This window comes from Ruegeria sp. CDSC079 (assembly GCF_059610505.1).
In genome coordinates, this window is record NZ_JBXWNT010000004.1 from 238,883 (window position 1) to 259,445 (window position 20,563).

General features: G+C 56.6%; 15 protein-coding genes. 11 read left to right on the forward strand and 4 right to left on the reverse strand.

The features are described 5' to 3' along the window. Nucleotides 1-36: 36 nt before the first annotated feature. From AC2FIC_RS09300 to AC2FIC_RS09315, 4 genes are all read left to right on the forward strand, one after another. Nucleotides 37-3,408: a YhdP family protein gene (locus AC2FIC_RS09300; RefSeq protein ID WP_496870146.1), complete on the forward strand. Its 3,372-nt coding sequence runs from the start codon at nucleotides 37-39 to the stop codon at nucleotides 3,406-3,408. A 44-nt stretch (nucleotides 3,409-3,452) separates the two neighbouring features. Beyond that, nucleotides 3,453-4,499: a tRNA preQ1(34) S-adenosylmethionine ribosyltransferase-isomerase QueA gene (queA, locus tag AC2FIC_RS09305; protein ID WP_496691073.1), complete on the forward strand. Its 1,047-nt coding sequence runs from the start codon at nucleotides 3,453-3,455 to the stop codon at nucleotides 4,497-4,499. Between the two features lie 111 nt (nucleotides 4,500-4,610). Next, nucleotides 4,611-5,885, forward strand: a complete 1,275-nt coding sequence (locus AC2FIC_RS09310) for an MFS transporter (protein WP_282021879.1) — start codon at nucleotides 4,611-4,613, stop codon at nucleotides 5,883-5,885. 108 nt (nucleotides 5,886-5,993) lie between these two features. Next, a complete protein-coding gene (locus AC2FIC_RS09315) occupies nucleotides 5,994-6,572 on the forward strand; it encodes a DUF924 family protein (RefSeq protein WP_142633241.1) in 579 nt (192 codons plus the stop codon). Here the strand turns inward: AC2FIC_RS09315 and AC2FIC_RS09320 are convergent. Further along, nucleotides 6,569-7,003 (reverse strand): hypothetical protein, encoded by a 435-nt coding sequence (locus tag AC2FIC_RS09320; protein ID WP_496691074.1) that lies wholly within the window; start codon nucleotides 7,001-7,003, stop codon nucleotides 6,569-6,571. The genes AC2FIC_RS09315 and AC2FIC_RS09320 overlap by 4 nt on opposite strands. A 214-nt stretch (nucleotides 7,004-7,217) precedes the next feature. Here AC2FIC_RS09320 and lpdA point away from each other — a divergent pair, with 214 nt between their 5' ends. Continuing rightward, the gene (lpdA, locus tag AC2FIC_RS09325; protein WP_271947557.1) at nucleotides 7,218-8,612 is read left to right on the forward strand and encodes a dihydrolipoyl dehydrogenase; all 1,395 of its coding nucleotides are present in this window, start codon (nucleotides 7,218-7,220) and stop codon (nucleotides 8,610-8,612) included. 109 nt (nucleotides 8,613-8,721) lie between these two features. Here the strand turns inward: lpdA and AC2FIC_RS09330 are convergent, their stop codons facing one another. Beyond that, nucleotides 8,722-10,107 carry a M20/M25/M40 family metallo-hydrolase gene (locus tag AC2FIC_RS09330; protein ID WP_496691075.1) on the reverse strand — a complete coding sequence of 462 codons (1,386 nt, stop codon included), beginning with the start codon at nucleotides 10,105-10,107 and terminating at the stop codon, nucleotides 8,722-8,724. A gap of 324 nt (nucleotides 10,108-10,431) precedes the next feature. Here AC2FIC_RS09330 and hemA point away from each other — a divergent pair, with 324 nt between their 5' ends. The 4 genes from hemA (at nucleotide 10,432) to AC2FIC_RS09350 (ending at nucleotide 15,914) form a co-directional block, all read left to right on the forward strand. After that, nucleotides 10,432-11,655 carry a 5-aminolevulinate synthase gene (gene hemA / locus AC2FIC_RS09335; RefSeq protein ID WP_142633250.1) on the forward strand — a complete coding sequence of 408 codons (1,224 nt, stop codon included), beginning with the start codon at nucleotides 10,432-10,434 and terminating at the stop codon, nucleotides 11,653-11,655. 128 nt (nucleotides 11,656-11,783) lie between these two features. Then, entirely contained in the window at nucleotides 11,784-12,995 is a 1,212-nt protein-coding gene (locus tag AC2FIC_RS09340) for a helix-turn-helix domain-containing protein (RefSeq protein WP_496691076.1), read from the forward strand. A gap of 70 nt (nucleotides 12,996-13,065) precedes the next feature. Further along, nucleotides 13,066-14,187, forward strand: a complete 1,122-nt coding sequence (gene ispG / locus AC2FIC_RS09345; RefSeq protein ID WP_496691077.1) for a flavodoxin-dependent (E)-4-hydroxy-3-methylbut-2-enyl-diphosphate synthase — start codon at nucleotides 13,066-13,068, stop codon at nucleotides 14,185-14,187. 305 nt (nucleotides 14,188-14,492) lie between these two features. Further along, nucleotides 14,493-15,914, forward strand: coding sequence for a pectate lyase family protein (locus AC2FIC_RS09350; RefSeq protein ID WP_496691078.1), 1,422 nt, complete (start codon nucleotides 14,493-14,495; stop codon nucleotides 15,912-15,914). A gap of 39 nt (nucleotides 15,915-15,953) precedes the next feature. Here AC2FIC_RS09350 and AC2FIC_RS09355 read toward each other — a convergent pair whose 3' ends face one another. Together AC2FIC_RS09355 and AC2FIC_RS09360 are read right to left on the reverse strand one after the other, a co-directional pair. Beyond that, the gene (locus AC2FIC_RS09355) at nucleotides 15,954-16,712 is read right to left on the reverse strand and encodes a DsbA family protein (RefSeq protein ID WP_142633258.1); all 759 of its coding nucleotides are present in this window, start codon (nucleotides 16,710-16,712) and stop codon (nucleotides 15,954-15,956) included. Continuing rightward, the gene (locus tag AC2FIC_RS09360) at nucleotides 16,709-18,091 is read right to left on the reverse strand and encodes a M48 family metalloprotease (RefSeq protein WP_496688382.1); all 1,383 of its coding nucleotides are present in this window, start codon (nucleotides 18,089-18,091) and stop codon (nucleotides 16,709-16,711) included. The genes AC2FIC_RS09355 and AC2FIC_RS09360 overlap by 4 nt, the downstream gene beginning before the upstream one ends. On the opposite strand from AC2FIC_RS09360, the gene AC2FIC_RS09365 reads away from it, so the two are divergent. Both AC2FIC_RS09365 and AC2FIC_RS09370 read left to right on the forward strand, forming a co-directional pair. Next, nucleotides 18,090-19,253 (forward strand): pyridoxal phosphate-dependent aminotransferase, encoded by a 1,164-nt coding sequence (locus tag AC2FIC_RS09365; RefSeq protein WP_496691079.1) that lies wholly within the window; start codon nucleotides 18,090-18,092, stop codon nucleotides 19,251-19,253. The two genes, AC2FIC_RS09360 and AC2FIC_RS09365, sit on opposite strands and share 2 nt — an antisense overlap. Nucleotides 19,254-19,319: 66 nt before the next feature. After that, nucleotides 19,320-20,540 (forward strand): N-acetylmuramoyl-L-alanine amidase, encoded by a 1,221-nt coding sequence (locus AC2FIC_RS09370; protein WP_496691080.1) that lies wholly within the window; start codon nucleotides 19,320-19,322, stop codon nucleotides 20,538-20,540. The last annotated feature ends 23 nt before the right edge of the window (nucleotides 20,541-20,563 follow it).

A 20,563-nucleotide genomic window follows, 5' to 3' on the forward strand; every position in this document is an offset into this window, starting at 1 on the left:
TTTGGTGCAAGCAGGTAATAGGGCGTGGGTCGGAATTTGGCGCGGCAAGAAGATACACAAGAAGGCCCGGACGGGAAGCCCCGCCGCCGTCGGTCACGCCGCCGCATCGCTGCGTGGGGGATCGTCGGAACCTTCCTGTTGCTTTGCCTGCTGGCCTTTGGCGGCTGGTTCTTTCTGATTGGCAAACAGCTGCACGCGCCCGACTGGATGCGGGCCCAGGCCGAAAAACGGCTGGATCAAAGCCTTGGGGGGATCAAGATCCGCTTTGGCGATGCCAGCTTTATTGTCAACGAAAACTGGTTGCCACGTTTGCGACTGACGGATGTGACCATAAGCGACGCGGCGGGACAACAGATCGCGCAAGTGGCGGATATGCGCACCCGGTTGTCGATGCGGTGGCTGCTACGGGGGAAAATCCGCCCGCGCACGATTACCCTGCGCGATGCCCAAATCGCATTGACCCGCGGATTGGACGGGGCGCTTTCGTTGACAGTCGGTTCTGGCAGTGCACCGGTTCAGAGGGCGCGGACATTGATCGAGTTGATCGAGGAATCTGACGATGTCTTTTTGTCACCACTGCTGTCGGGGCTGCGGTCGGTCGAGCTTGAGTCGTTGACGCTGGACTATCAGGATTTGCGCCTGTCGCGCGCCTGGGTTTTCGACGGCGGACATATTTCGATCATCCGTACCGGTGACGAAATGCGCATGTCCACCGGGTTCTCTGTTCTGACAGGGCGCGATTATGCCAGTTCGATTGAGGTAAATTATACCAGCGTACTTGGAACGCCCCAGGCAAGCTTTGGCTTTGCCATAACCGACCTGCCTGCCGAGGATATTGCAAGTCAAAGCCTTGCCTTGTCATGGTTACAGGTCCTTGACGCTCCAATCTCGGGCGCGGTGCGCGGCAGTGTTGATGGCAACGCGGCGCTGGGGCCGTTATTTGCGACCCTGAACCTTGCGGCAGGCGCGGTGCAAGCCAACCAAGAGACAAAACCGATCCCGTTTGAATCCGCCAGGGCTTATTTCAGCTATGACCCAAGTCGGCAGGAGCTGGATTTCGACGAGGTTTCTGTAGTCTCTGCCTGGGGGTCCGTTCAGGCCGAGGGAAGGGCCTTTTTGAGAGGTATCGAGAATGGACTGCTGGAAAGCCTGACCTCTCAACTCCGTCTCAGCAGCATCGACATCAACCCGGCTGGGCTGTTTCCGGAACCCCTCAAGTTGGCGCGTGCCGACCTTGATCTGAAGATGAAGCTGGCCCCGTTCGAGTTGCGCCTCGGACAGATGACGGTTGAAGACGAAAACCTAACGCTGCGTGCTAGGGGTAATCTGATTGGTGAAGCCGAAGGTTGGTCGGGGTACCTCGAGGCTCATCTGGACGAGTTGGAGTCAGGCCAGTTGCTGAGATACTGGCCCCAATTACTTGCTGAGAAGCCGCGTAAATGGGTGTCCGACAATTTATATGAAGGCCGGCTCTCGGATGTCGATTTTGCATTGCGGTTGAAGCCGGACACCAAGCCGGACATTTACTTGGACTTCGGGTTCGACGACGCCAAAGTCCGCTTTGCCAAAACTTTACCTCCGGTCCAGGACGCTCAGGGGCAGGCCAGCCTGATCAACCAACGGTTTACCGTGACTGCCGAGAAAGCGGTTGTCATTGCCGATCAGGGCGGCCCGATAGACGGGTCAGGAACATCCTTCATTATTCCGGATACGTCGATCAAAAAGCTTTCGCCGGCGATTGTGCGCGTCAAGGCCAACGGCTCGGCAACGGCCGCCTTGTCTTTGATGGATCGTCCCCCTCTGCAGCTGATGACAAAGGCAAATTTGCCCGTGGATGTGGCCTCTGGCGATGTGGAACTGTCAGGCACCTTATCTCTGCCGATGAAGAAGGGGCTGAAGTTCGATGAAACCCAGTTTCACTTTACTGGTAAGATTGGTGATGTGCACAGTGATCGCTTGGTCAAAGGTTTTGTCGTCAGCGCGCCTCAGTTGACTATCTCAGGTGACCAATCCGCCGTCGAAGTCGGCGGCGACGGATATTTCGGCGACGTGCCCCTGCAGGCAACCTGGCGCCAGCCTATTGGGGGCCGAGAACCGAAACCCAGTGAACTGAAAGGGCAGATCGAGATTTCGCCCCGGTTGGTGACCGAGCTGCGTGCCGGGTTACCAAAGGGTATGCTGACTGGAAAAGGCGTTGCCGAAATAACCTTGGGCATCGGTGCTGGCCGCCCCCCGAAACTGACGGCGACATCGGATCTGGAAGGCGTAGTGCTGTCTATCCCCGAGCTCGGGTGGCGCAAAGGCGCTGGTACCAAGGGGTCGATGGATGTCGAGGCAACGCTGGGCGATCAGATGCGCGTGGATACACTTCGGCTGGATGCGGCGGGGTTGAGTAGCCTGGCCTCCATTAATTTCAAAAATGGTGCTTTCGATCGTGTTGAGTTCAGCTCATTCGAACTGGGGAACTGGCTTGCGGTTCCGGCGGAGCTGATATCACGGGGATCAGCCTTGCCCGACATCAGGGTTTTAGGGGGCGTGATGAATCTGGGGGGCGCGACCTTTGGATCCTCCGAAGGTGGTGGCGGTGGTTCCGGGCAGGGGCCCGAGCTGGATGTAGTGTTGGATCGCCTCCAGATTACAGAGACGATCGCCCTGACCGGGTTCAACGGAAAATTTGCGACAACTGGCGGTGTCAGCGGCGCGTTCACGGCGAATGTAAACGGCGGTGCTGCTGTGCGCGGACAGGTGACCCCGCGCGGAGGGCGCAGTGCAGTCAATCTAATCTCTGGTGATGCAGGCGACGTTCTGAGATCGGCCAAAATGATAACCCAGGCGCGCGGTGGCAAACTGGACCTGCAACTGGAACCGGTCGGCGGGGCCGGGAACTTCGATGTCATCATGAAGATCGTGAACACCCGAATTCATGACGCCCCGGCCATGGCTGCCTTGCTGAACGCAATCAGCCTTGTTGGGCTTGTGGATGAAATGGCTGGGCAAGGCATCTTTTTCTCGAGCATCGAAAGCCGAATGCGGATTACGCCGACCGAAATCAAGGTTCTCAGCGGCAGCGCCGTCGGTCCTTCGATGGGATTGTCCTTCGACGGGACAATCGACACGGTTAGCGAAATGCTGAACTTGCGTGGCGCGATTTCCCCAATCTATCTGGTGAATGCGATTGGAAGTGTCTTCACCAAAAAAGGTGAAGGTGTGATCGCGTTCAATTATACTCTGACCGGCCCTTTGAAATCACCCTCTGTCTCGGTCAACCCTCTGTCAGGGCTTGCGCCATTGTTCTTGCGCAACCTTCTAAGGGAGCCCGCGCCGAAGGTTCAGGATGGGCCAAATGCACAGAAAGCCAAGCCGGATGAGCCCAAGCGCACCTTTGGATCGCCGCCAAAAGACAACTGAACAGGGATATAGCCGAATCTGATACGACCCTGTAAGGCGCGCCCATGAAACTCAGCGATTTCGATTTCCACCTGCCCGAGAATTTGATTGCCACCCGGCCTGCCAACCCGCGGTCTTCGGCGCGTTTGCTTGTGGCCGAGGGCGATGCAATCTCGGATGCGCATGTCTTTGACCTGCCAGATTGGCTGCGACCCGGTGACCGGCTGGTGTTGAATGATACGCGGGTCATCCCGGCACGCCTCAGCGGGCGGCGTCATCGCGACAGTGCGCAAGGGCCGGTGTCTGCGTCGATCGAAGCGACGTTGCTTGATCCGCAGGCAGACGGCACCTGGGCGGCGTTGATCAAGCCTCTCAAGAAGGTCAAGACAGGTGAGGTGATCCGGTTTTCGGATCAACTGAGCGCTGAGTTGGATAGGGTGGCGGACGGGCAGGCCTTTCTGCGGTTTAACCTTACGGGGCAGGATTTCGATGCTGCGCTGGAACAGGCCGGCGCCATGCCGCTGCCGCCCTATATTGCCGCCAAGCGCCCTGCCGATGCGCAGGACAAGACGGATTACCAGACGATCTGGGCGCGCAACTCCGGGGCAGTGGCCGCGCCCACCGCGTCGCTGCATTTTGACGAAGCGCTGATGCAAGCGCTTACCGCGCGCGGTGTTTCTGTTTCCTACGTTACGCTTCATGTTGGTGCCGGAACGTTTCTGCCTGTCAAGGTCGAGGACGTGACGACCCATAAGATGCATGCAGAATGGGGCAGGGTCAGTGCGGAAGCCGTCAGTGAAATTCGTGAAACCAAAGCCGTAGGTGGCCGTGTCATTCCGGTGGGCACAACCGCGCTGCGATTGATCGAAAGCGCCGCCCGCAGTGGGCAGATCGTACCCTGGGAGGGCGATACCGACATCTTCATCTATCCGGGCTTTCAGTTTTACGTCACGGATGCGCTGATCACCAATTTCCATCTGCCGAAATCCACGCTGCTGATGTTGGTTTCAGCTTTGATGGGGCAGGATCGGATGCAAGAGGTTTATGAGCACGCGATTGCGCAGAACTATCGGTTCTTTTCATATGGGGATGGGTCGCTTTTGATCCCTTGAGCGGCGTGTTGTCGGGATCGTTGCGTTTCGATGTCGTAGACAAGCTGGCTCAAAGCCGTTTTTGATATAAAAACGAATCTCTAGTTCAGGTTAGCAATCTCGGAGGCCTCTATGCTTCAGGTCATTACCAGCGCGTGGTCACTTCTTCTTGGCATGGGCCTGCTTATGATTGGCAATGGCCTACAGGGCACAATCCTGGGCGTTCGAGGCGAGATCGAAGGGTTTTCGACCCTTCAGATGTCTGTTGTGATGTCAGCTTATTTCGTAGGTTTCCTCGGAGGTTCTCGCCTTGCACCGGAGATGATCCGGCGGGTTGGACATGTGCGGGTCTTTGCTGCGCTCGCTTCTTTTATTTCGGCCGTGATGATCATGTATCCGATGTTGACCGAACCAGTCGCGTGGGCTTTGGGGCGTGTTGTGATCGGGTTTTGTTTCTCGGGCGTGTATGTCACCGCCGAAAGCTGGCTGAACAACGCGGCCAATAACGAGAACCGGGGCCAGGCGCTTTCGCTTTATATGATCGTACAGATGACTGGGATCATCACCGCTCAGGGGCTTATGCTGGTTGGCGATCCTGCTGGTTACGAGACCTTTGTGATCGCATCCATTCTGGTTTCGGTTTCCTTTGCTCCGATTCTGCTGTCGATTTCACCGACACCGGCATTTGACACGACCAAGCCCATGACATTGCGTGATCTGATGGGGAAATCACCACTGGGCTGCGTCGGCATGTTCCTGCTGGGCGGAGTGTTCTCGGCCCAGTTTGGTATGGCGGCGGTATATGGCGCGCGCGCTGGGCTGACACTGGTTGAGATTTCGACCTTCGTGGCCGCCTTCTATATCGGAGCAATTCTGCTGCAATATCCGCTGGGTTGGTTCTCGGACCGGATGGATCGCCGGTTCCTGATCATGCTGGCGGGCATCATTGGTGCTTGCGGGGCGGCCACTGCGATGATGTTCGGGTCGACCTCATTTCCGTTCCTTCTGGCCTCGGCCTTTGTGATTGGCGGCATGTCTAACCCACTGTATTCGCTTCTGATTGCGCATACGAATGACTTTCTGGAGCATGAGGATATGGCCGCGGCCTCTGGCGGTCTGGTCTTCATCAATGGACTGGGCGCCATTGCTGGCCCGCTGATTACCGGTTGGTTGATGGGCGATGACGTGTTCGGACCGTCGGGCTTTTTCCTGATCATCTTTGCACTGCTTGCAGCCACTGCTGTCTATGCGATGTATCGCATGACACAGCGTGCGGCGATTCCTGTGGACGAGACGGGCACCATGTCTCCGCTTTACCCAACGGCCTCGCCGGTGGCGTTCGAATTGGCGCAAGAGGTGGCTATCGAAGCCGCCGAAGCCGATCAGGAAACGCAAGATGTAGCCTAGGACACGAAATTATGTCGCAAGTGTTGCAAATTTTTACTGTCACAAATCTGTAAATCAGCCTTAAATGACGTTACGTCCCTGGGGAGGGCAAAACGACGGAGCAAGGCAATGGTAGGGCCTGAAGAAGTATTGAGTTTTTGGCTGGATCAAGTGGGTCCAGATGGTTGGTATATTGAGGATGAAGCGCTAGACGCAGAGATCCGCGAAAAATTTCTTTCCACATGGGAAATTGCTAATGAGGGAAAGTTCTCTCTCTGGCTGACATACCCCAGCGGGGCACTGGCCTATATAATTCTGATGGACCAGTTTCCTAGAAATATGTTCCGCGGCAGTGGTAAGGCGTTCGCCACTGATAAGGCGGCCTTGTCGGCAGCGAAATGCGCCATCGACAAGGGCTGGGATCTGAAGATTGACGAACCCGCGCGGCAGTTCTTTTATCTTCCACTGATGCACTCGGAAAATCTGTGTGACCAAGAGCGTTGTGTACGCCTGATGTGCCAGAATATCGACGAATCCAAGTCAACCAACCTGCTGCATGCAAGGGCGCATAGGGAGGTGATCCGAAAGTTCGGCCGTTTCCCCTATCGTAACGAAGCATTGTCGCGCCCCATGACCGAACATGAGGCCGCCTATGTAAACATGGGCGGGTACGGATCCACCGTCCGAGAGCTTCAGGCCGCAGGTTAGCCTTCGACCGAACAACCTTTGATTGTGATAATACGGTCGGCCACAGTGTCGGCCGTTTTTTCTATTGCGGTGCCGATGAAGGCGTCAGGCGTTTCGGCAACCGCAACGATACGAGACTGCGCCGCCTGCAGCGTATCTTCGATTTGGCTCAGGCGGTCGAGCGTTTGCGAGACCCGTTGGGCGGTGGCGGTGTCGGCAAGCGCGCCATTGACTTGTATTGTCGCGAGTTCAGTGCGAAGTGCTGCCAATTCACTGCGCACCTCTTGAACCTCTTCGCGCAAAGGGGCGACGATCTGAACCTTCTGTGAAAAATCAGACATCAGGGACTGCGCTGTTGTGGTCAGCTTCCAGCCCAAAAACAAACACAAGGCCACCAGGATAAGCGTGGCGTTGATTAGGGCGAGGACCAGATCTTTCAGCGTTTTAGCCATGTTATGCCTTTCGCGTAAATGGATTTAGAATGGAGCAACTGGGATACTTAGCTATCTTCTAGCGTTTCGAACGGGTGCGGTATAGGCTCGAACCTCTGCAATCCGTATGGGTTTACCTTGCGTAGCTTTTGTCGCGGGGACTAAGTGTTGAAGGGTGACTGGTATTAGTTTAATGGTAAACTAATTTGGAAATGACCTGCTCCGAGAGGGAAACATGGCAGCACAATCTTTTGATCTGATCGTAATCGGCGCTGGTCCTGGCGGGTATGTCGCAGCCATTCGCGCAGCACAGCTTGGTTTGAAAACCGCCGTGGTCGAGCGCGAACATCTCGGGGGCATATGTCTTAACTGGGGCTGCATCCCAACCAAAGCGCTGCTGCGGTCTTCAGAAGTGTTTCACCTGATGGAGCGCGCAAAGGATTTTGGGCTGAAGGCCGAGAAGATTGGATATGATCTGGATGCTGTGGTCAAGCGATCGCGCGGTGTCGCCGGGCAACTTTCGGGCGGTATCGGTCACCTGCTGAAAAAGAACAAAGTGACGGTTGTCATGGGCGAGGCGACGATCCCGGCCAAGGGCAAGGTCTCCGTCAAGACCGACAAGGGCAGCGAAGAGTTGACAGCCAAGAATATCGTTCTGGCAACCGGCGCGCGCGCCCGCGAGCTTCCCGGGCTGGAAGCGGATGGTGATCTGGTTTGGACTTACAAACACGCCCTGCAGCCGCCGCGGATGCCAAAGAAATTGCTGGTCATCGGGTCGGGTGCAATCGGGATCGAGTTCGCTAGCTTCTACAACACGCTCGGTGCAGATACGACGGTGGTTGAAGTCATGGACCGCGTTCTGCCCGTCGAGGATGCCGAGATCAGCGCCTTCGCCAAGAAAGCCTTTATCAAACAGGGCATGAAGATCATGGAAAAGGCGATGGTCAAGCAATTGGACCGCGCTAAGGGTAAAGTCACCGCGCATATCGAGGTGAAGGGAAAGGTCGAAAAGCACGACTTTGACACCGTGATTTCTGCGGTTGGCATCGTTGGCAATATTGAAAATCTGGGGCTTGAGGCTTTGGGTGTCAAAATCGACCGGACCCATGTTGTGACTGACGAATTCTGTCGCACCGGTGTCGATGGCCTATACGCCATCGGTGACATTGCCGGAGCGCCATGGCTGGCGCATAAAGCAAGCCATGAGGGTGTCATGGTGGCCGATCTGATCGCCGGTAAACATGCCCATCCGGTCAAGCCCGAAAGCATCGCGGGCTGCACCTATTGCCATCCGCAGGTAGCGTCGGTCGGCTATTCCGAGGCAAAGGCGAAAGAGCTTGGCTATGACATCAAGGTCGGCCGTTTTCCCTTCATCGGCAACGGCAAGGCAATCGCGCTTGGAGAGCCGGAAGGGCTGGTCAAAACAGTCTTCGACGCCAAAACCGGAGAGCTGTTGGGCGCCCACATGATTGGCGCGGAAGTCACTGAGTTAATTCAGGGGTATGTGGTCGGGCGCCAGCTTGAAACCACCGAAGAGGATCTGATGAACACAGTGTTCCCGCATCCGACTTTGTCCGAGATGATGCATGAAAGCGTTTTGGACGCTTACGGGCGCGTGATCCATATGTAACTCAGGGCAGGGGGTACCTCTGCCGATCTGCGGCACATTACCAAAAGTATCTTTGGCCAGATGAAGCAGCGAGCCAAGCTTCATCTGGCCTTTTGATTCCCGGATTTGGTTATCGGGTCAAAGCGTCGAGAATGCGCGCCCAGGACCGGATGCCTTTGTGAAAGCTCTTGACGTCATATTTCTCATTCGGTGAGTGAATTGCGTCATCATCATTGGCAAAGCCCACAAGCATTGAATCCATGCCAAGTTCCGTGTCGAAGTAGCCAACGACAGGGATTGACCCGCCCATTCCGGTAAAGACGGCTTCGCGCCCCCATTCATCGGATAATGCGCCTCGGGCGGCTTCGAATTCGGGGCGGTTGATATTCATGACGGATGCGGGCGCGCCTTCAAGATCGTTGTCCCACTGTACTTTCGCGTCGGGTGACAGGCGGTCTTCTACATGCTTGCGAATCTGGTCACGCAAGGCGTCAGGGTTCATGTCACCCACCAGACGGCAGGTGATCTTGCAATGCGCCTGTGAGGGAATGACCGTCTTCGAACCGGCGCCGTTATAACCGCCCCAAAGCCCGTTTACCTCAAGCGTCGGGCGCGCCCATTGTTGCTGCAATGTCGAATATCCTTTTTCGCCGTGTGGCTGAGAATACCCCACCGAGTTCAGATAATCCGCCTCATCGAACCCGCAGTTTTCCCATTGGCGCAACTGTTCGGCCGGGACCTCATGAACCCCGTCATAAAAGCCTTCGACAGCGACGCGACCGGTTTCGTCGTCATAGAACGAGGCGACGATCCTGGACAGCTCTCGCAGCGGGTTTAGCCCCGGTCCGCCGTAATGGCCCGAGTGCAGGTCGATCCGCGGACCGATGATGGTGAATTCGTCCTTGAGCATCCCGCGCAGCTGAGACGCGATTGATGGTACCCCACGCGACACCATCGAAGTGTCACATACCAATGCCAGATCCGCTTTCAACTCGGCCACGTTTTCACGCAGGAACGGGACGAGCGACGGCGAACCGGATTCTTCTTCGCCTTCGAAGAAGAAGGTGATGCGGCAGGGCAGGGTGCCATGGACGGCCTTCCATGCGCGGCACGCTTCGACGAAGGTCATCAACTGTCCCTTATCGTCCGAAGAGCCTCGACCCCGGATCACCGGCCCATTTTCGGTTTCTTCAATGGCCGGATCGAACGGATCCCGGTTCCACTGGTTCAGCGGGTCAACGGGTTGCACGTCATAATGGCCGTAGAACAGAACATGGGGCGCGCTGTTGTCCTCACCTATGTGGCCCACCACCATGGGATGTCCGGTGGTTTCACGTTTTTCAGCCTGAATTCCTATGCTTTTCAGGTCAGATACCAGCCAGTCAGCTGCCTGGTTGACCTGTTGGTCAAAGGCCGGATCGGTTGAAATTGACGGAATGCGGAGCAGTTCCATCAGGCGGTCGATTGAGGTTGGCAGATCGGCGTCGATGCGGTTCAGAACAGCGTCCAGCGACATGAGAGGGCTCCTGCTTGATTTGGATTTTCCGGAACCCTATCAGCGCCACTTTTGCCGTCTAGCCCGCAAGGACAGGAATCTGGTATAATATCGGAAACCCGGATGAGATAATGTGCTGTGCCTGCGTCGTTTCCTCGCGTCCAGGGGGCGTAACTTTACTTGTCGGTCAGGGTCAGAGCGGATATTTGATGCAAATCAAATAAGCTTTCACTGTGCTTGCGGTATCAAGCAGGCAGTGGGAAATGCTCTGGTGCAGATTCGTATCCTGCGCAGAAGAAGACGTTCGGTCGCCGTAATATCGGTCGGGCAACTAAGGAGAAACCGGTGGATTATACTGCTCAGCTTGATTCAGCGATCGCAAGGCTGCATGACGAAGGACGGTACCGGACCTTCATTGATATCGAACGTCGCAATGGTCATTTCCCGCATGCGGTGCGCACGCGCCTCGATGGATCGCAGCAAGATATCACCGTCTGGTGCGGCAACGACTATCTTGGCATGGGGCAACACCCTGTGGTGTTGGAGGCGATGCACGAGGCCGTGGATGCCGCAGGCGCCGGATCAGGTGGAACCCGCAACATTTCGGGCACAACGGTTTATCACAAACGGCTTGAGGCCGAGCTGGCCGATCTGCACGGCAAAGAAGCTGCGTTGCTGTTCACCAGCGCCTATATCGCAAATGACGCGACACTCAGCACTTTGCCGAAATTGTTTCCTGGTCTAATCATTTATTCTGACGCATTGAACCATGCTTCGATGATCGAAGGGGTGCGCCGCAACGGCGGGTCCAAGCGCATCTTCCGCCACAATGACGTCGCCCATCTGCGCGAACTGCTTGAAGCGGATGACCCCGCAACGCCCAAACTGATCGCCTTTGAGTCGGTGTATTCGATGGACGGCGATTTTGGCCCGATTGAAGAGATATGTGATCTGGCCGATGAATTTGGTGCGCTGACCTATATTGATGAGGTCCACGCCGTTGGCATGTATGGACCGCGCGGCGGTGGCGTGACCGAGCGTGATCGTCTTGCCCATCGGATCGACATCATCAACGGCACATTGGCTAAAGCCTATGGCGTCATGGGGGGCTATATCGCGGCCAGCACTAAAATGTGCGACGCGGTGCGGTCTTATGCTCCGGGCTTCATCTTTACGACGTCTCTACCACCTGCCGTTGCTGCGGGTGCCGCAGCTTCGGTTGCCTACCTCAAAACTGCGTCCGAATTGCGAGAGCAGCATCAGACGCAAGCAAAGATCCTCAAGCTTCGGCTCAAGGGGATGGGCCTGCCACTGATTGATCACGGCAGCCACATTGTGCCCGTGATTGTCGGCAACCCCGTGCACACGAAGAAACTCAGCGATATGCTGCTGGATGACTATGGAATCTACGTCCAGCCCATCAATTTCCCCACTGTTCCGCGTGGAACAGAACGCCTGCGTTTCACACCGTCCCCGGTTCATGGACCTGACGAAATGAACCGTTTGATCCAGGCGATGGACGAACTTTGGTCACATTGTGCGCTAAATCGCGCCGAACTTGCCGGTTAACCTAACGCTAAAGTGTGCAATTCGTATGCCGCGTGCTAAAATTACGCTAACAAAACTACGGCGCGAATCATTCTTTTAATGATTCGACCACGGCGTGAAACACGCACAGGCAGAATGGGGCAGCAGGGATGATTGGGCGCAGATCACAGCGCGGATCCGAAGGCGACACTGACGTCAGGCCCAAGGGCTTTGACGACTATGAGGTGCGGCTGGGCGACATGATGCGTGGTGAACGCGCAACAATGGGCAAATCCTTACTGGATGTGCAGCGCGAACTGCGGATCAAAGCCAACTACATTGCAGCCATAGAAGATGCCGACCCGGACGCCTTCGATACGCCCGGATTTATCGCTGGGTATGTGCGCTCTTACGCCCGCTATCTGGGGATGAACCCTGACGAAACTTTCTTTGCGTTTTGTAAGGAAAGTGGGTTTGAGGTCGCGCATGGCATGTCGGCCGAGGCGTCGGTGGTTCGAAAGACCTCGGGCAGCTTGCCGGCTCGCGGTCCGATGGGGCGCGATCCGTTTATCTCGCCAAACACTCCCTATATTCCCGGACGGGAATCGTTGGTCAGCCAGATAGAGCCGCGTGCCATCGGGTCGTCTCTGGTTCTGTTGGCTGTGATCGGCGGTATTGGATATGGCGGATGGTCCGTCCTGAACCGGATTCAGCAAGTGCAGGTGAGCCCGGTTGAACAGGCTCCGGTTGTCTTGTCTGATTTGGACCCGCTTGAGGCGGCGCGTGGCACCACCGAAGATCAAGTCGCGCTGATCGACACCCCCTCGGCTGAGGCTCTGGATAGGCTGTATCGCCCACAGGCCCTGGATTTGCCGGTGCTCGTTGCCCGTGATGCACCAATTTCTACACTGGACCCGCGTACCGTTGGCACCTTCCAGCCGCCTGAGCCGCCCAAGGTTGAGGTTGCCGAAGTCCATACGGTTCTTCGCCCGACATTGCCGCAGGTGGTTGAACAGATTGATACGACCCTGAAAATCGTCGCCGTTGATCCGGCGTGGATGCGGGTCACCGCTGCGGATGGAAGTATCATCTTCGAGGGTACGCTTGGAACCGTCGAACAGGGCAGTACATTCGAGGTACCGCTGACAGAAGAACCGCCTAACCTACGTGCAGGTGCCGCCGGATCTGTCTATTTCTCGATGAATGGTGACCATTTCGGCCCGGTCGGAGCACCAGGAACTGTCGCCAAAGGTGTCGTTCTGTCCAAGGATGCGGTTTCCGAACGCTATACGGTAGCTGATCTTGAGGCCGAGCAAAACGTCGCCCTCAAGCAATTGGTGGCGGAACTTCAGGCGCAAAGCTCTGCCGCACCGACAGAATGATCTGACCATTGCAGTGGCCAGTTAGGCTGACTATTTAAAGACCAACTCAGACAGTCTTGGACCCGTCCACATGTCCCTTAATCACGTGCGCCCATGGCGCAATATCTACCGCCGCAAATCTCGTCAGATCATGGTTGGAAACGTCCCCGTCGGAGGTGACGCTCCGATTGCAGTGCAGACGATGACCAACACGCTGACGACGGATGTGGCGGCGACTGTGGCTCAGGTGCAGGCCGCCGCAGAGGCGGGTGCAGATATCGTGCGCATTTCGGTCCCGGATGAGGCCTCGTCCAAGGCGCTGAAAGAGATCGTGCGCGAAAGTCCGGTACCCATCGTGGCGGATATCCACTTTCACTATCGCCGTGGGATCGAGGCCGCCGAGGCAGGCGCAGCATGCTTGCGGATCAACCCTGGCAACATTGGCAATGAAAGTCGGGTGAAAGAGGTCGTTCAGGCCGCGCGTGACCATAATTGCTCGATCCGGATCGGGGTGAATGCGGGAAGCCTGGAAAAGCACCTGCTTGAGAAGTACGGTGAGCCTTGCCCCGAAGCGATGGTTGAAAGCGGGCTAGAGCATATCCGTATTCTTCAGGACAACGATTTCCACGAATTCAAGATCAGCGTGAAAGCCAGCGATGTCTTCCTGTCGGCAGCTGCCTATCAGGGCATCGCCGAGGCCACGGACGCCCCCATCCATCTGGGTATTACCGAGGCCGGAGGACTGGTTTCGGGCACCATCAAATCGGCGATTGGTCTGGGCAATCTATTGTGGATGGGCATTGGCGACACGATCCGCGTCAGCCTGTCCGCGGATCCTGTCGAAGAGGTCAAGGTAGGGTTCGAGATCCTGAAATCTCTGGGCCTGCGCCATCGCGGGGTTAATATCATCTCATGCCCCTCTTGTGCGCGGCAGGGGTTCGATGTGATCAAAACGGTCGAGGCGTTGGAACAGCGTCTTGAACATATCAAAACACCAATGAGCCTATCGATCATCGGCTGTGTCGTGAACGGCCCGGGCGAAGCGCTGATGACCGATGTCGGCTTTACCGGCGGCGGTGCCGGATCGGGTATGGTGTATCTGGCGGGCAAGGCCAGCCACAAGATGTCCAACGATCAGATGGTCGACCACATTGTTGAAGAGGTCGAGAAGAAGGCTGCTGAATTGGACGCCGCGCAGGAAGCCGCTGAGTAATTTTCCAGCTTGATTGGCCATTGAATGACCAGTTCGGCAGGCATGCAGGGTCAATTCATAGGGCCTGCATGTTATTGGCCGCGTGTATCTGGTGGACCCCAATCCCAGACACCTCATTGTAAACGCGACGCTGTTGGTCCACATTATTGTTAGGAATGAGATTTTCATTCCCGCTTAGATTTGTTGTTTTTGTTTCAAGGGTTTCTTAGTCGTATGCCAGCAAGTGATCGTTTGAAGATTAGATTGTCTCCTGCCTCTTCGGCCCTCGGTCTTTGCGGTCCGAACTCTTACAGGGGGCTTATGCAATGCGCCGTAACTTGAAAGCCTTCGGCCTGGGTGTAGTTATCGCCGGGTGTTCGGGTTTCATGGTGGCAGATAGCGTAGTGGCCGATCAGCCCGCATTTCCCGGTGCGGTGGGATATGGGCAGAACGCTACGGGTTGGCGTGGCGGCGAAGTGTTTCATATCACAACCCTGGACGATATCGGCCCGGGCAGCCTGCGTAAGTGCGTCGAAAATGACGGCTCCGGACGGGTTTGCGTTTTCGATATTTCGGGGACGATCACCGTAGACACTCAGATGAAAGTGGCTTCGAACACCTATATCGCCGGACAGACCGCGCCAGGACAAGGGGTGCAGATCAAACTTGGCAAGGTTCTGGATTCACCCCTGATGATTTTTGAGGCGCAGGACGTTTTGCTGCGGAACCTCAAATTTCGGCCCGGACCCAGTTACAAGCCCTCGTCGAACGTGGACGGGCTTTCCATAGAGAGCAGTTCGAATATCTACGTTGACCGTGTCTCGATCCAATTTGCCACGGATGAGAATCTGGGCGTTGGAACGGAAAACCTGCCAAGCGAAGATATCACGATTGCCCGCAGCATCTCAGCCCTGGCTCTGGATAAGTCCACCCATACAAAGGGAAAGCATTCAAAAGGAGCTCTGCTGTGTTCCGATGATGGAACGGCAAGGCAATGTGGGCGGGTCACCCTGTATCAAAACCTGTTTGCCCATAACCGCGACAGAAATCCAGACATCCAGTCGTCACCATCTGGGCAAGTCGACATTATTAACAACGTGTTCTACGACGCGACCTCGCAATTCGGTGAGTTCTGGAACCATTACGGCGACACATGGATCGCCTATGTGGGAAACGTGGTCCTGCCGGGCCCCAGTACACGGAACAGGCCGCCCCCCGCCGCATTCGAGGTGTTCCCTTATGGCGCGGACAAAGGGTTCAGCATCTCGGTTTTCGAACAAGATAACCTGCATCTGGACAGCCGTATTGAGCTGCTATGCGACAGATCAGTGAAGGGCAAGATTGCGGATGATGCGGCGGTCGAATTCCTTGTGGCTGAACCTCACCAGCCGCTGTCGGTTGAACCTGCCGAGGTGAGCACGACATACGAAACCGTTCTTGGAACCGTGGGGGCCCGGCACGGGGATGACCAAGCTTTGGACAGTCTGGATGCGATGGTGATCGAAAACGTCCGCAGCTGTGATGGACATCGGATAAACGATCCGGGCGAGGTGGGCGGTTGGCCGGATTTGCCCATTGTTCACGCGGCAGTTGATACTGACCGGGACGGAATGTCTGATACTTGGGAAACAGGGCGGACTGGCCTGGACCCGAATGATCCCTCTGATGTCTGGGCGGACCGGGACGGCGATGGCTGGTCTAATCTTGAGGAATATCTAAGCCACCTTGCTGGCGACCCGATGCCCTGACGGAAAGGCCGGCTCCTGTTGCGGAACCGGCCTGCCAAATCAGCCTTGCTCGGCGCGAACGGCGTTCGCAATTTGCTGCATCTGATCTGCTTTCAGGTACCCGCGCAGCATTTCGCTGCCCAGCACAAACGAAGGCGTGCCCGAAATCTGCATCCGCTGCGCCAATTCACGGGTCTTTTGGATTTCCTCGGTGACCTGTTCGCTGTCCATTGCCGCCAGAATCGCGTCACTGTCCAAACCCAGCCCGTCCGAGATACGGCGCAAAGTAACCGGCGACGGTTCCCCGGTGAATTCGAGCAGGGCATCGTGAACCTGCTTATAGGCATCGTCCCCGGCAACATGTTTAGCGGCAACGGCAAAGCGGGATGAGATCATCGACGCGTCTCCGAGGATCGGAAACTCTTTGATCACAAGCCGAATATTGCCATCCTCGGCCAGCAGGCTGGCCACTTCGGGCACCGCACGGCGGCAATATCCGCAGCGATAGTCCATGAATTCGACCAGAGTAATATCTCCGTCCGGATTGCCGCCCACCCAGCTGTACCCGTCGTTGAAAAGCTCATCAGCATTGCTGGCGACAAGCTCTTTATCCGCCTGCGCTTCTTCAACGGCGTTGCGTTGTTCCAGAATGTTGATCGCTTCGATGATGACTTCGGGGTTTTCCAGAAGGTATTCGCGTACCTGCTCTCCGAATTGTTGTTTTTCGGCGTCGGTCAGCTGGCTCAGGTCCAGGGCCTGCGCCGATCCTGCGATCAGGGAAAGCCCCAGAAGGGCTGGTGCAGCGTGTCTGAGGATCATTTCCGTTTCCTTTTCGAATTACTCTTGTTTGCTTGTTCAAACGCAATCAACACATCTTGGGCCCGTTGCCAACCCGGTGATCCGACCGGCAACTGCGCAACCGCGCGTTTCGCGTGAATACCGGCGTCATCCAAACGGCCCTGCAGGGCATATCTTTCGGCTGTAACCGCCGATGCCATGCCAGTATTGCCTGTTTTGGCATAAGCTGCACCCAGGTCTTGCATCAATCTTGCGTTACGAAAATCTCTGGCCCGCGCTTTTTCAAGAATGGCCAAGGCTTCCACTGTCTTACCTTGAACCAACAGGGACCGCCCGTATCCGGCCAGGATAAGTGGGTTATTCGGCGCCAATTCAACGGCTTTGCCATATGCTGCTACCGCATCAGCCACTTGACGGTTTTCAAGCATGATCTGGCCTTTGAGGTCATAGTAATAGGGGTCATTGGGCCGGATTGCCAATGCACCATCAATCGCAGCGCGCGCTTTGGTCAGATCACGGTTTTGATGGTGGGCTGCTGCCTCGCGCATCAGTCGTATGTCCTGGGCGGTTTCTTCTTTGGCGCGCCGCATCGTCCATGTGGGCGAGCGGATGAAGGCCGATAGTTTACCTTTCGCCCTTGCGAACCAGTAATCGGCATTCTGGCTGGGTTTGGCTTTATCGCCGAACTCTTCCAGAAACGCCTCGGCGGCGCGCAACCTCTCGCGGCTGGTGGGGTGTGATCGCATGTATGGGTCCTGGTTGACCGTGTTTAACAGCTCTTGCCCCGCGAATTTACGGTGCAGAGACACCATGCCACTGGGCGAGATACCGGCCCAACGTAGATAGCTTGCTGCGCTGCGATCCGCCGAGGACTCTTCAGCGCGGGTGTGGCCAAGAAAGCTGCGCAGGGCTGCCGAATTAGTACCGGCTGCAATTCCGAATGCGGCCTCGCCGCCGCCAGCAGCTGCAGCAATCAGAGCCAAAGCCGTCCCAAGCCCGGCTTTTTGCCGTGCTGCATTCAGGTTTTCGTAACGGCGCGATAAATGCCCGTTGGCGATATGGGCCGCCTCATGTGCGATAACCGCCTGCAACATCTCGGGGCTTTCGACTGAAAGGATTAGCCCATAGTTCAGATAGATCGCATTGTAATCCAAAACGAAGGCATTGAACGTGCTGTCATTGACCACCAGTATCTGGACCCGGTTGGTATTTAGACCGGCGGCGCGCAGAACGGGAAAGGCCAGCTCTCGCAGACCGTGTTCAATATCTGGATCACGGATCAGGCTTTGGGCCTGAACAGCTCCTACGAGCCAGGTCACTGCAAACAGCAACAGGGCCGGGATTGACGCCAGCCTGGATACGCGTTCAAAAGCCATGATTGCAACATGGGAGATGGCCATGCGAAACTCAACCCGGTCCGGGGTCGATCCGTTCATCGTGATGGACGTGATGGAGGCTGCCCGCAAAGCTGAAGAAGCCGGCCGTCACATCATCCACATGGAGGTCGGCCAGCCTGGAACCGGCGCACCCAAAGGGGCGACCGAGGCATTGGCTAAGGCAATGGAACAAGGCCCGCTGGGATATACCGTTGCATTGGGTCTGCCAGCACTGCGCCGCCGGATCGCGCAGATGTATGGCGAGTGGTATAATGTCGATCTCAATCCCGAACGGGTGGTGATAACCCCCGGTTCGTCAGGCGGATTTCTGTTGGCGTTCACCGCGCTGTTCGACAGCGGGGATCGCGTGGGTATCGGGGCCCCAGGCTATCCGTCATATCGGCAGATATTGCGGGCCCTGGGGCTGGTCGCGGTTGATCTGCCCACCGCTCCGGAACACCGCCTGCAGCCGGTGCCAGCCGATTTCGCCGGGCTAAAATTGCAGGGGCTGATGGTGGCCTCGCCCGCCAACCCGACAGGAACCATGCTGAACCATGCCGCGATGGGTGCGCTGATCGACGCCGCACACAGCCAGGGCGCGTGTTTCATCAGTGACGAGATTTATCATGGTCTGGAATACGAAGCCAAAGCCGTCACCGCGCTGGAGCTGACAGATGAGTGCTATGTGATCAACTCATTCTCCAAGTATTTCTCTATGACAGGTTGGCGTGTGGGCTGGATGGTTGTGCCCGAGGATCAGGTGCGCGTTGTCGAACGGATCGCGCAGAACATGTTTATCTGCGCGCCCCATGCCAGCCAGGTGGCGGCGTTGGCTGCGATGGATTGTGATGAAGAATTGCAGGCAAATCTGGATGTCTATCGGCGGAACCGCGCGCTGATGCTGGACGGTCTGCCCAAAGCCGGTTTCACCAATATCGCGCCACCTGATGGGGCATTCTATGTTTACGCCGATGTGTCTGACCTGACAGACGACAGCCGTGCCTTTGCGGCTGAGATTTTGGATAAGGTCGGCGTGGCGGTCACTCCGGGGCTGGATTTCGATCCTCAGCGCGGGCACGGCACCATCCGTTTTTCCTATGCACGTTCGACTGGGGATATCGAAGAGGGGCTGCGGCGGCTTCAGCGTTTCATGGCTGATCGGGGCTTGATTTCTGCCCAAGCCTAAAGCGTTCACATCCAAGTGCGGGTCGGGTAGGCTGCGCTTCAATCGATCTCGGGAAAACTTGAGGCCATGAGCAGAATTATCTACGCCATCGCGCTGATCTGGGCGCTAGGCAGTACCGCAGTTGCGCAGGATTTCAGCGCACTCGCCCGTGTTTTGCCAGACCAAAGTTCGATTGTTGATGACGGGCGGTCCGGTGTAAGCATCCAGCTTGGGCTTAGCCAGGGGGTGCCTTATCGCGTTTTTACCCTGCGCGACCCGTATCGGATGATCCTGGATTTCCAGGAGGTAGACTGGACCGGTCTTGAGCGTGACCGCTTTCTACAGACTGGCCGTATCAGCGGTGTGCAGTTCGGCTCTTATGTACCGGGCTGGTCCCGCATGGTACTCGAACTGGGCGCGCCTCTGGCGGTTGAGACGGCGGATATGCGAGTGGACTCTGCGACTGGGGCCGCGCATTTGACGCTTGGGCTGCAAGGGACAGATTTCGACAGTTTCGCAGCCAGCGCCGGAACGCCCCGGCAAACCGGCTGGGATTTGCCCGAACCAGCAGAGACATCGGTCGCTCCGGTGGGGCAGGGCAACGGAACTTTGCGTGTCATGTTGGACCCCGGGCATGGAGGAATTGATCCCGGCGCCGAAGTTGACGGTGATGATGAGAAAACGCTGATGCTGACCTTTGCCCGAGAGCTGCGCGAGATGCTATTGCGCACGGGCGGATACGAGGTTGAGATGACGCGGACCGATGATCAGTTCGTTTCTCTTGAACGTCGTATTGCATTGGCACACCGTGCAGGTGCAGATGTGTTCATCTCTTTACATGCCGACATTCTGACAGAAGGGCGGGCTCATGGCGCGGCCGTTTATACGCTGTCTCAAGATGCCTCGGATGTGGCAAGCCACAAACTGGCTGAGCGGCACGACCGCAGTGATTTGATTTCGGGCGTCGATCTGAGCGGTGCGGATGATCAGGTTGCAGATGTTCTGCTGGACCTTGCGCGTCAGGAAACCAGGCCGCGTACGGATGCGTTGGCACAAATGCTGGCGAATGGAATGACGCAACAGGGTGGTCCGATGAACAACAAGCCAATTCGCACAGCCTCATTTTCGGTTCTGAAGGCAGCGGATATTCCTTCCGTTCTGATTGAGCTTGGCTTCCTTTCCAGCCCTAGAGATTTGAAAAACATACGAAATCAGGAATGGCGCATGGGAATGGCGCGCGGTATTCGGGATGGGCTAGAGAAATGGCGCCAGGACGATATGGTAAAACGATCCCTGATTGGACAGTGACCCCGTGGCGCAAACCGGCTATT